The organism is Segatella copri (genome assembly GCF_051861805.1).
Lineage (GTDB): Bacteria > Bacteroidota > Bacteroidia > Bacteroidales > Bacteroidaceae > Prevotella > Prevotella copri_M.
Window position 1 is genome coordinate 1,559,245 of record NZ_CP146520.1, and the last position, 10,756, is coordinate 1,570,000.

A 10,756-nucleotide genomic window follows, 5' to 3' on the forward strand; every position below is an offset into this window, starting at 1 on the left:
TGACAAATACAAAAGCGCCCTGAAAGGGCAAAAGCTTCTCATATTTAAAGCTTTTGCCCTTTCAGGGCGTCTTTGTTGATTACGTGTTTACCCAGGGCGGTTGCCCTGGGCTAGGAGTTTCTGCCCTTTCAGGGCGTATGAAGCCAATCCCCTTAACGTTATAGCTTCAGGGCGTATGGGGCTTACTTTTTTCTATCGGGGGTTAACAGGGTTAACAGTTAACAGCTGTTTTTTGTATGGTCAACCCTCCGATTCTTCAATTCTGACTTTTAATTTTTTGCTTCCAGAAGCTCTTCTGCCTCATCCTCTTCTTCTGCAACTTCGGCAGGAAGATTCGCCTTGAGTCTTGCTGAGCGCAACTGAAGTCTGAAAACCAGGCAGGTGGCGAGGAAATACACGCCGGTTTGTATCCACAATGCCCGGAATTCAGGGAGAATGTCGGCTAGCGATGCTCCCATGCTGCTGATTCTGAGGAATCCTCTGATACCGAAAGTGGATGGGAAAACCCACGCAAATCCTTGCCAGAAGGCTGGAATATTGCTCTGCGGCCATGAAATACCCGTCATGAAAAGCAATGGTACTGAGGTGAAAACCACCAGAAGCATTACATTCTCACGGTATCTTACCAAGCAGGATAGCATCAGTCCGAAGAATACGCACGACAGAATATAAGGCAGAAGAAAACCCAGAATGGTGGTCCAGGTTACCATGCTGACGAAGCCGAACATCTTCGGCACTACCAGCGTAAGATACATGCCCAATACGGCATAGACCATGAAATAAACCAGAGCCTTGCCGAATACGATGCGGAAAATGCCGCCATAATGCTTGCTCACCGGAATCAGTTCGCGGTTTCTGTTGAGCTCTCTCGATGTTCCTGCCGCCATTCCGATGCCCAGCAGCATGGTTTGCTGCAGGATGAGCACCAGCACGCCTGGCAGGATGGCGTTGCCGTATCCGCCGGTGGTGTTGAATATCGGCACTTCATCGAATTCCAATGGATGGGCGGTAAGCTCATCGTCTCTATCCGTGAAACCTCCACCTTTCGAAATCTGAATGCCCGAGTTTATCTTGCTTGCCACACTCTGTGCCGTCTGGTAAATTGCCTTGTAGGTAAGCATCAGACTCATGTCGCAATAAACGCCCACATGTGCCTGTTCGCCACGGTTCAATCGGGTGTCGAAGTCGGCAGGAATATAGATGATTCCGTGCACCGCCTGCTTCTGCACCAGCTGCTTCGCCTCGTCGAGACTGTTGCAGTAATAGGTGGCCTTGGCATCGGGAGAGGCATCGTAGTCGCGGATAAACTCTCGGGAGCTATGGCTGTGGCTCAGGTCCACAATCGCCGTATCCACCTCTCTCACCACCTCGTTGTTGTAAATCCACGAGTAGAGCAGCGGATAACCCAGCGGCACCAGGATGCAGAAGATGAGCACACCCTCGTCGCGGAACACATTGCGCATCTCCGTCTTCCAGATGAAGCACATGTCCCAGATGCCATTGATAATCTTATATAATAAACTACTTTTCTTCATTACGGTAAGTATTTATATACCAGCATTGCCTTCTTGATGTTCCAGACGGTGAGGATAGGCAGGGCGCAGAAAAGCACCAGCGCACCCCAGTGGAGCACGGCATCGCTCATCGGGAATCCGTTGAAGATGTTCATCTGGTAAATCATGTAGTAGTGACGCATAGGGAAGAGCTGACCGATGGCTTCGATAGGGGAATCCATGGCAAAGAGCGGATAGGTGGCTCCGCAGATGGAGAAACTCACCACGCCCCACAGCGAACAGATACTCATCGACATGCGGAGCGAAGGCATCAGTCCGAAGGCAAAGATGCCGAAGCACTGGCAGGCAAGTACGCTCATCACGCCCAGGAGCAAGATAGGCAGTACGCCGCCCGGATGAGGGAATCCCAACACGTAATAGATGTAGAACTCAAAGAGCAGGAAGATGCTCAGGAAGATGAGCGTCTGCGGAAGCATCTTGCCGGCGATGGCGAGATATGGGTTGTTGTCCGACATGCGCATCCAGTCTCTGGCACGATTGAACTTCAATTCTGTTCCTATAGAATAAGGTGTAAGCAGAAAGATGAAGAGCATGATGAGTCCCGGCACCATCACGGTGGAGAGATAGTAGTTGTAGTTGGCGTATGGATTGCCAATCATGTGCAGATCCACGGCGATGGGTTGCAGGAAGGTCATGATTTCATCATTCGTTTTTCCCAGTGCCGAAAGCTTTGCCATTCCTGCTGCAGCGCCTCCCAGGGTAGAGATGGTCTTCAAATCTCGGAAGAGCAGGGAACCTGCCGCCAGCGACACGCTGCTGTAATAGAACGAAATCTTAGGCTGTCGGGAAGCCATCAATCCTGCCTCCGTACCATCGGGGATGAGCAGGAAGGCATAGATTTCGTTCTTCTGTATAGCATGTCTTGCCTCAGCGATGTTTTCGTAATGCGACACCACCTTGGTGGTCTGGAAGGCATCGAGCTTATGTACCAGCTGCCGGGAGGTGGCCGAGTGGTCTTGGTCAACGATGCCCACAGGCATGTCTGTAGGCACACCTTCCTTCATCAGGGAGGTGAAGAAAATCACCACCACGATGGGAAAGATGACCATGCAGAAGAGATAGATGGGGTTCTTCCACATGATGCCGCATTCTCTGAGGGCTATATGATATAATCTCTTGAACATAGAAGTTATTTAATGATGAGTGACATTCCCGGGCGCAAACCATCGAGCTTGGTGATAGGACGTGCCTTCACCTCGAAGGTCTTGCGGTCGTAATCGCCATTGTCCTTGGTGGCCTTCCAGGTGGCATAAGAGCCCTGGTCCTTCAGGTAATACACTTTCATCTTGATTTCCTTGTTGAAGGCTGGCACGAAAGCGGTGAACTCATCGCCTTTGTTCAAGCCCTGCAGATGGTCTTCGCGCACATTGAAGGTGCCCCACATATCGCTCATGATAGAGATGCTCATGATTGGGGAACCGAGACCTACCAGCTCGCCTACCTTAGGATAGACATTGCTTACCTCGCCTTCGCACTGAGCCACCTGGACGGTCTCCTTCAAAAGATTCTTCACTACATCCACGGCACTCTTCGAAGCCTGGGTGTTGTTGGCTGCCATGCGCTTCTCTTGCTCACGGGCTCCGTTCTTCGCCATCTCATACTGGCTTCTGGCTGCTGCCACCTGAGCCTCTGTAGCCTTGTAGGCAGCAAAAGCCTCGTCGCGCTTCTGACCGCTGATGACGCCCTCGTTGTAGAGGTTCTGCATGCGGTCGTAGGTTTTCTTGGCGATGGTAGCGGCTGCTTCTGCCTGCTGAACCAGCTGGAAGGCACCCTGAATCTGCTCCTTGCGGGCACCGGCATCAGTCAAATCCTTCATCGCCTCGGCTGCCGCATTGGTAGCCTGGAGCATCTGCTCCTGCGATTTCATCTCTGGAACTTCGAGGATGGCAAGAGTGTCGCCCACGTGAACGTAGTCGCCCTCTTTCACTCTCAACTCTACTACACGACCCGGCAACTTGCAGGATACTCTGTATTCTGATACTTCCACTTCGCCCTGGATAGTGTCATCCTTCTGTTCCAGGGTGAAGAAACCGATGACACCCACGAGGATGACTACTGCCGTAAATCCGATAACGGCGAGCAATATGTTATTATGCTGTGATTTCTTAGACATATTCTTCTGATTTTTATTTTATGTTTTTATAATTACTGCAGGATTCCCAGTGCCTTGTTCAAGCCCACTTGGGTCAGTTTCACGTCGATTTCGGCGTCAATCTTCTGGCTTTGAGCCTGTTGCCAGGCAGTCTGTGCAGCCATCACATCGGTCACCTCCATTACGCCTTCCTTGAAGCCCAGGTTGGCACATCTCAGGTTTTCCTCGGCACTGTCGATGTTCTTCATCGCCATGCTGAGCTTCTTCTGTGCCTCCTTTACCTTAAACTGGCTTTGGGTAATCTGGAGATGGATTTTCTCGCGGGTATCGTCGAGATTCATCTGGGCGATGTTGCTGGCAGCCTTGGCGGCACGCACCTTATAGGCTCCGTCGAACCAGTTCCATACCGGCACCTGAACGATGACGCCCACATTCCATACACCTGCAAACTTCTTCTCGAAACCGTTGAATACATTCGGATTCGAGATGGTGTATCCGCCGGTTAAAGCCACGTGTGGCAGATAGACGGCACGCACCAGATTGGTGGCCTGCTTCGAGATGTCGAGGGTGTTCTGCAGCATGCGCAACTCCGGACGGGTGTTCATGGCAGAATCGGATGCGGCTACCCGCTGCTGCTCAGTATCCACAGGTGTTCCTGACAGTGCCAGTGACTCTTTGTCTTCATCGGCAAGGGTTATCTGCTGGTTCATCGGGATGCCGCAGAGCTGGCAGAGCAGCATCTTCGAGAGTACCAGTCCGTCTTCTGCCTGGGTAATCTTCATCTCGGCTTCGTTCACCTTTACATCTACCTTCAGACCATCGGCCTTGGTGGCAACTCCCTGCTGAATCATCTTGTGCACATCTTCGTTCAGCTTCTTCACCAGGTCATGGTAGCTGGTGGCAAGCTTGTATTTCTGTTTCAGGGAAACGGCGAGCCAGTAGGCCTGGTCGATGCTGTAGAGGGTCTGCTGGGTCTGCATGTCGAGGTCGTTGTCGGCGATTTGCTCACCGATGTCGGCTATCTTGTTGGCTGCGATGATGGCTCCACCCATGTAGATAGGCTGTCGCACCATCACGCTACCCGCCCACATGTTTCGGGTGTCGGTGCGGAAGGCATCCACCACGCTCTGTCCCAGGGCGTTGCCCTGCTGCTGGATAAGTCCACCTTTCTCGTTGAGCAATCCGCCAATCTTCTGCGCCTGTTCCGGGGTAAGCAATCCCTTGCCCACCAGTTCGGTCATCATATTGTTGGCGTTGCCTGAAATGCCGCCCAGGATATTGGATCCCAGATTGCTGAATGCTGATTTCTGACCCTCATTGAGCAGTGAAATCTCCTTACTGAACCATTCGTATCCGCCCAAGGCATCCACCTTAGGCAAATATTTCGTGCGTGCCGACTTCTTCAGGTTGGTCGCCACGTCTTTCTTGAGCTTAGAGGCATTGAGCTGCTTGTTGTTGCGCAGCGCCATGGCACGGCAACTGTCCAGGTTCAATTCCAGAGATTGAGCCTCGGCGGCAGTCATTGCTCCCATCAGCATGATAAGAGTTAATATTTTTTTCATCCTTTTACAATAATATTATATAATATCGGATGCAAAATTATGGAATTATTCTTAAATGGCAAAGAAAATTTAATTATCAAATCTTTAAGAATCGAAAAATATATTATATTATGGAAAAAAAGAACATACAAGATGAATTCTCGTTGTTCTTTTTCTCCTGAATAATATGGTAAGTAATTCTCTTTATCTTTGATAAGTTATCCTCTTTATCTTTGATAAGTTATTCAAATTCAACGTTTATTTCTCCTGCCCATTCCGGATTGAATAGGATGTTGAATCCGCCATTTCCTTTATCGTCTTCATCTTCTCCATCGCCGCCACCCGGATTGTCGCCGGAACTTTCGGCTATGCTGATGTTTGCCTTGGTGATGTAGTTGCACTTCACCTCGATGTTGTCTTTATCCAGTTCCCTGATGGTTTTGCCGTCAGCGTCGAGAATGCTGATTTTCATGTTCAGTCCCTGACTGTCTTCGTGCGGGAAGGTATATACGGAATAGTCTCTCTGGTCTTTAGTCAGTTTGAAGACTTCGGTCTGGCGGCTGTTCACGCATCCGTAACCGCTGGTGGCGTCGAGGGTGCTGCTGCCTCCCGTGTAGTAGAACTTGATGCTTCGGGCATTGGCAGGGATGACGGAGTCGGTGATGTGGACCTTGAATTGTGCCACGGCTCGTTTCAGTTCTATCGTCTCTTCGGTTTCCTCGCTGGTGATGTTGAGTCTGCCGTAATAATAAAAGGTGTCGGTGAGTTTGTTGTTGCTGAATTTTATCTTTTCCGGAGAGCTGATGGTGCAGTTGCCGGCTCCGTTATGTCCGATGATGACTACCCGGTATTCGCCTTCGTCCAGAGCGACGGAGAGTTTGCCGTATTCCTTGTCTGTAGATAGGGTGTTGAGGGTCTTCACCTTTCCTATTTCGTCGAAGATGCCGAGTGAGAGTCGGGAGCATACTTTCTCCAGCGGGATGGCATTGCTGTCGGTTGCCTTGGTGTTGAATCCAGACAACTGAGTGTTGAATTCAGCAGCCTTGGTGTTGAATTCTGTCGACTGGTTCTTTCCCATGGAGACATGGAAGGTTACATTGGCGTTTGCATCATGTGGGTCAGTACTCGTTTCATCGAGTGCAAACTTTTCGCATGAAGTAAGCGTCGCTACTAGCATCATCAGGAAGGATGCTACGAGAGCGTAGTTCTTCTTCTTCATAATCTTTTTAGGTTTTTGGATTGCTTTCCTATGCATGGGTCAAGATGTTTTCTTGTGCATGAAAGTCGAAGCAAATATACGTTTTTTCTGCGAAAGTGGCAAGGAAAATTTAAAAAATCTGCATTTCTTTTGCTAATTATCTGTTTTTTAGTAATTTTGCACCTGAAAATCAGAGTAAGATGAGGCTTACACCTCTTCTATATATATTAAGGTTTAAAAGACATATTTATGGATAAGAAGATAAAAGCATTGTTTTTCGACATCGACGGCACGTTGGTGAGTTTCAAGACCCACAGGATTTCGCAGAGCACAGTGGACGCCTTGGAACAGGCTAAGAAGAATGGGGTAGAGGTGTATATTTCTACGGGACGCCCCAAGCAGATCATCAATAACCTCGGTCAGATAGAGCATCTCATCGATGGTTACATCACAGCCAATGGTGCCCGCTGCTTTGTGGAGGATACATTGGTGAGCCAGCACGCCATTCTTCCTTCTGACGTGAAGAAAATCATCGAGGCTGCTGATAGAGATAACTATCCTGCCATCGTGGTAAGCGAGAGCTATTTTGCCATTCATCATTATACGGACGAGGTTTATGAGATTTTCTGCAAGGGATTGGGGGTAGACAGCAGCGTTTTCGTCACCGATATCAACAGTTTGGGTGATGAGGCTATCCTGCAGGTTACTCCTTTCTGTACCGTGGAGCAGGAGGCGCTCCTGATGCCTACGCTCGAAAATTGTACTTCCGGCAGATGGCATCCTGCCTTTACCGACATCACGGCAAGTGGTGCTGATAAAGGCAAGGGACTTCATGCCATGGCAGATTATCTGGGCTTGAACATTGAAGAGACGATGGCCTTCGGCGATGGCGGCAACGATATCTCTATCATCAAGGAAGCTGGAGTGGGTGTGGCAATGGGCAATGCCGGCGAAGAACTGAAGCAGGTGGCCGATTATATTACCACCCATGTGGATGAGGATGGGGTTAGGAATGCCCTGCTGAAGTATGGAGTAATCTAAAGTGCAGCTTTTTGATATTAATCCTTACCTTTTGTCTCTTTTTAGTTATAAATAGTTTCTAAAAGTAAATAAACATGCGGAAAATATACGAAAAAGATAGAAAAATAAGGTAATTGTGGAGTTTTGTTATCAAAAAGTTTGTTTGTTTTATAAAATGTATGTATCTTTGTACCCGAATTTGTAAGTTGTTAAACAAAAGAGGGATGATGTATGACAAAAAGTCATATTTGTGAGGCGGCTTGTCATATAAGAGATAATGAATATAAAGATATAAGGCAAAGTGATTTTGCCTCGTTGTTGACAATGTCAACACTTATATCTCTCTCGTCTTGGGGACCGGCAGTGGCCGGTCCCCTTTTTCTTTTTAGAGAGATTTCTTCCTTTATAAATGAAGTACTATTGATAGATGAAGTAGTTGCCTCCATCGCTTTGGCAATATTTCTTCAGAAGCTGGATGATGTACTCAGCATTCTCGCGAACATGCTGTTCGTCTCCATCATATCCGTTGATGAGAACCACCAGGTGGGTAGTGTCGCTATTCATCTTGGTTCGCTCATTGTCGCTGGTTGGAGTTCCCACACCACCGATATTGTCTCGGTAAACAGGCAGGCCTTCGATGTTGATTATGCCTCTGCCGATGCCCTCGTATGGTTCGCCTGTCTTGCCCACACCTAGGGTCAGAGTGTCTCCCTCAAACTTATCGGCGTCAAAACCGCCGATACTGTAGCCGTATGCAATGCTTGCCAGATTTACCAAGTCCACCAGCGTATCTCTTTGATAGAGTTCCTTGCCCTGCAGCATTCTTCGGATGAGGGCTTCTGAAGCAGGGCGATAGCGTGAAGGATCCTTGCCGCAGGCACGATATACCTTTCGAGTGGCAGCGATGCCGCTCATCTCTTTCAGGGATTCCGTGGTCAGCGTCTCCTTGTACTTCTCGCCAAGTGCATGAATCTCATCCCAGAGTTCCTGACAATAATGGGTGTTCACAACATTGGCTTCTACGCATGCACCCACAAAGGTGGGACATACTGATTCGATTTCTTCTGATACAATAATTTTCATGATGAATTTCCGTTTTCTGTTAAACCTTACTGATTGATAGGGCAAAAGTACGAAGAAATATTGGAATAGCCAAAAGTTCAGTCTATTTATATATATAATAAGGTGTAAAAAATGTTTAAATGTTTATAATTGTTAAATATTTGGCTAAAATAAAACTTTTTTCGAGAAAAATTTGGTGGATTAAAGAATTGTTTGTAATTTTGCACTCGCTTTTGAGAAATCAAGCATTACTCTGAAGCAAGATAAAGAAAGAGTTCTTTGAAAGATTTTACATAAACAGACAAGTAGTACAAGAAGCGGTTAACTTCTTAGAAATAAGAACGTTGACTGGGTAAAAAGAAACGAACCGTCAAGAAATTGACAAGTCAGGTTTACTAAGCTTCAATAAACGAAAAGGATATTCGTCCTAAGTACAGACAACAAACACCGATTGCTTCAGCAATGAGGCAAGAAGTAAAAATGATATTTTACAATGGAGAGTTTGATCCTGGCTCAGGATGAACGCTAGCTACAGGCTTAACACATGCAAGTCGAGGGGAAACGATAGAGAAAGCTTGCTTTTTCTAGGCGTCGACCGGCGCACGGGTGAGTAACGCGTATCCAACCTGCCCATCACTTGGGGATAACCTTGCGAAAGTAAGACTAATACCCAATGACGTCTCTAGAAGACATCTGAAAGAGATTAAAGATTTATCGGTGATGGATGGGGATGCGTCTGATTAGCTTGTTGGCGGGGTAACGGCCCACCAAGGCGACGATCAGTAGGGGTTCTGAGAGGAAGGTCCCCCACATTGGAACTGAGACACGGTCCAAACTCCTACGGGAGGCAGCAGTGAGGAATATTGGTCAATGGACGAGAGTCTGAACCAGCCAAGTAGCGTGCAGGATGACGGCCCTATGGGTTGTAAACTGCTTTTATAAGGGAATAAAGTGAGAGTCGTGACTCTTTTTGCATGTACCTTATGAATAAGGACCGGCTAATTCCGTGCCAGCAGCCGCGGTAATACGGAAGGTCCGGGCGTTATCCGGATTTATTGGGTTTAAAGGGAGCGTAGGCCGGAGATTAAGCGTGTTGTGAAATGTAGACGCTCAACGTCTGCACTGCAGCGCGAACTGGTTTCCTTGAGTACGCACAAAGTGGGCGGAATTCGTGGTGTAGCGGTGAAATGCTTAGATATCACGAAGAACTCCGATTGCGAAGGCAGCTCACTGGAGCGCAACTGACGCTGAAGCTCGAAAGTGCGGGTATCGAACAGGATTAGATACCCTGGTAGTCCGCACGGTAAACGATGGATGCCCGCTGTTGGTCTGAATAGGTCAGCGGCCAAGCGAAAGCATTAAGCATCCCACCTGGGGAGTACGCCGGCAACGGTGAAACTCAAAGGAATTGACGGGGGCCCGCACAAGCGGAGGAACATGTGGTTTAATTCGATGATACGCGAGGAACCTTACCCGGGCTTGAATTGCAGAGGAAGGATTTGGAGACAATGACGCCCTTCGGGGCCTCTGTGAAGGTGCTGCATGGTTGTCGTCAGCTCGTGCCGTGAGGTGTCGGCTTAAGTGCCATAACGAGCGCAACCCCTCTCCTTAGTTGCCATCAGGTTAAGCTGGGCACTCTGGGGACACTGCCACCGTAAGGTGTGAGGAAGGTGGGGATGACGTCAAATCAGCACGGCCCTTACGTCCGGGGCTACACACGTGTTACAATGGCAGGTACAGAGAGATGGTGTTCTGCAAAGCGCATCTAATCCTTAAAGCCTGTCTCAGTTCGGACTGGGGTCTGCAACCCGACCCCACGAAGCTGGATTCGCTAGTAATCGCGCATCAGCCATGGCGCGGTGAATACGTTCCCGGGCCTTGTACACACCGCCCGTCAAGCCATGAAAGCCGGGGGCGCCTAAAGTCCGTGACCGTAAGGAGCGGCCTAGGGCGAAACTGGTAATTGGGGCTAAGTCGTAACAAGGTAGCCGTACCGGAAGGTGCGGCTGGAACACCTCCTTTCTGGAGAGACGAATTTCCTATGAAGATTTAGGAACAAGACTTAAAAGTTCGCTTCTCTTCTTGTACGCACCATCTGTTTAATTAAATAAGAGATAGAGAATGTTCGGCAGAGATGCTACTCTTTACCAACACAGTCCTATAGCTCAGTTGGTTAGAGCGCCACACTGATAATGTGGAGGTCGGCAGTTCAAATCTGCCTGGGACTACATTCTTATATAATATCTCGATTTGGGGGATTAGCTCAGTT

The 10,756-nt window shown here is 48.5% G+C and carries 7 protein-coding genes, 2 tRNA genes and 1 rRNA gene (1 of these 10 cut by a window edge); 4 read left to right on the top strand and 6 right to left on the bottom strand.

Translation table 11 applies throughout. From position 1 onward, the window contains the following. Nucleotides 1-269: 269 nt before the first annotated feature. The 5 genes from V8Z93_RS05945 to V8Z93_RS05965 form a co-directional block, all read right to left on the bottom strand. A complete protein-coding gene (locus tag V8Z93_RS05945; RefSeq protein WP_439432676.1) occupies nucleotides 270-1,535 on the bottom strand; it encodes an ABC transporter permease in 1,266 nt (421 codons plus the stop codon). Then, complete coding sequence (locus V8Z93_RS05950) at nucleotides 1,535-2,698, bottom strand: ABC transporter permease (protein WP_439432677.1); 1,164 nt, start codon at nucleotides 2,696-2,698, stop codon at nucleotides 1,535-1,537. The genes V8Z93_RS05945 and V8Z93_RS05950 overlap by 1 nt, the downstream gene beginning before the upstream one ends. Nucleotides 2,699-2,703: 5 nt before the next feature. Beyond that, complete coding sequence (locus V8Z93_RS05955; protein WP_203051720.1) at nucleotides 2,704-3,687, bottom strand: HlyD family secretion protein; 984 nt, start codon at nucleotides 3,685-3,687, stop codon at nucleotides 2,704-2,706. A gap of 32 nt (nucleotides 3,688-3,719) precedes the next feature. Further along, nucleotides 3,720-5,228, bottom strand: a complete 1,509-nt coding sequence (locus tag V8Z93_RS05960; RefSeq protein ID WP_439432678.1) for a TolC family protein — start codon at nucleotides 5,226-5,228, stop codon at nucleotides 3,720-3,722. A gap of 220 nt (nucleotides 5,229-5,448) precedes the next feature. After that, nucleotides 5,449-6,426 carry a FimB/Mfa2 family fimbrial subunit gene (locus V8Z93_RS05965; protein WP_439432679.1) on the bottom strand — a complete coding sequence of 326 codons (978 nt, stop codon included), beginning with the start codon at nucleotides 6,424-6,426 and terminating at the stop codon, nucleotides 5,449-5,451. A 228-nt stretch (nucleotides 6,427-6,654) separates the two neighbouring features. On the opposite strand from V8Z93_RS05965, the gene V8Z93_RS05970 reads away from it, so the two are divergent. Further along, nucleotides 6,655-7,446 carry a Cof-type HAD-IIB family hydrolase gene (locus V8Z93_RS05970; RefSeq protein WP_439432680.1) on the top strand — a complete coding sequence of 264 codons (792 nt, stop codon included), beginning with the start codon at nucleotides 6,655-6,657 and terminating at the stop codon, nucleotides 7,444-7,446. A gap of 396 nt (nucleotides 7,447-7,842) precedes the next feature. Here the strand turns inward: V8Z93_RS05970 and V8Z93_RS05975 are convergent, their stop codons facing one another. Beyond that, entirely contained in the window at nucleotides 7,843-8,508 is a 666-nt protein-coding gene (locus tag V8Z93_RS05975; protein WP_439432681.1) for a B3/B4 domain-containing protein, read from the bottom strand. Between the two features lie 469 nt (nucleotides 8,509-8,977). On the opposite strand from V8Z93_RS05975, the gene V8Z93_RS05980 reads away from it, so the two are divergent. The 3 genes from V8Z93_RS05980 to V8Z93_RS05990 all read left to right on the top strand — a co-directional run. Further along, nucleotides 8,978-10,509, top strand: a 16S ribosomal RNA gene (locus V8Z93_RS05980). Nucleotides 10,510-10,641: 132 nt separating this feature from the next. Continuing rightward, a tRNA-Ile gene (locus V8Z93_RS05985) sits at nucleotides 10,642-10,715 on the top strand. 24 nt (nucleotides 10,716-10,739) lie between these two features. After that, nucleotides 10,740-10,756, top strand: a tRNA-Ala gene (locus tag V8Z93_RS05990); it runs 60 nt beyond the window's last position.

Coding starts and splice junctions, on each gene's coding strand:
- V8Z93_RS05945 (WP_439432676.1), bottom strand. CDS start 1,535: ATGAAGAAAAGTAGTTTATTATATAAGATTATCAATGGCATCTGGGAC.
- V8Z93_RS05950 (WP_439432677.1), bottom strand. CDS start 2,698: ATGTTCAAGAGATTATATCATATAGCCCTCAGAGAATGCGGCATCATG.
- V8Z93_RS05955 (WP_203051720.1), bottom strand. CDS start 3,687: ATGTCTAAGAAATCACAGCATAATAACATATTGCTCGCCGTTATCGGA.
- V8Z93_RS05960 (WP_439432678.1), bottom strand. CDS start 5,228: ATGAAAAAAATATTAACTCTTATCATGCTGATGGGAGCAATGACTGCC.
- V8Z93_RS05965 (WP_439432679.1), bottom strand. CDS start 6,426: ATGAAGAAGAAGAACTACGCTCTCGTAGCATCCTTCCTGATGATGCTA.
- V8Z93_RS05970 (WP_439432680.1), top strand. CDS start 6,655: ATGGATAAGAAGATAAAAGCATTGTTTTTCGACATCGACGGCACGTTG.
- V8Z93_RS05975 (WP_439432681.1), bottom strand. CDS start 8,508: ATGAAAATTATTGTATCAGAAGAAATCGAATCAGTATGTCCCACCTTT.